Here is a 777-nt window from a genome sequence, read left to right on the forward strand (position 1 = left end):
AGCGCCGCAAGCGCTTCCGGCCTGTCGGGCGGTGCACACACTGTGCCGCTGAGCAAGACCTTCGATCTGAACCCGCGCAGGTTTGGTCGAAGGCATCCGCAACGCTCCCTGGAGCCACCCATCCGGGTGCAGCACGCCATCGACCCGGCCGGCACGCTGCATTGATACGGAAACCAAGAGGACTCCATGGAACAATTCATGACCCCAGAATTCTGGGTCGCGGTCGGTCAAATCGTGATGATCGACATCCTGCTCGGCGGCGACAACGCCGTCGTCATCGCCCTGGCCTGCCGCAAGCTGCCGGCGCAGCAACGCACCAAGGGCATCCTGTGGGGCACGGCCGGCGCCATCGTCCTGCGCGTCGTGCTGATCTACTTCGCTCTCACGCTGCTGGCCATCCCGTTCCTCAAGCTCGCCGGCGCGGCGCTGCTGGTGTGGATCGGCGTCAAGCTGCTGGCCCCCGATCCGGACGACGACCACAGCAACATCACCGCCAGCGACAAGCTGCTCGCCGCCGTCAAGACCATCATCGTCGCCGACCTGGTAATGAGCATCGACAACGTGATCGCCATTGCCGGCGCGGCCCAGGGCGCGGCCGACCACCATGAGATGCCGCTGGTCATCTTTGGCCTCGTGATCAGCATCCCGATCATCGTCTGGGGCAGCCAGCTGGTCATCAAGCTCATGGACCGCTTCCCGGCCATCATCACCTTCGGCGGCATGCTGCTGGGCTGGATCGCCGGCACCATGGCCGTCTCCGACCCCGCCGTGGCCGTG

At 65.6% G+C, this 777-nt stretch carries 1 protein-coding gene; it reads left to right on the forward strand.

What is annotated here, in order from left to right; all coding sequences use genetic code 11:
* Positions 1–186: 186 nt before the first annotated feature.
* The coding region (locus tag B2J89_RS21260; RefSeq protein ID WP_169170822.1) for a TerC family protein at positions 187–777 on the forward strand (591 nt) is incomplete at its 3' end.

Source organism: Acidovorax sp. SRB_24 (assembly GCF_012931925.1).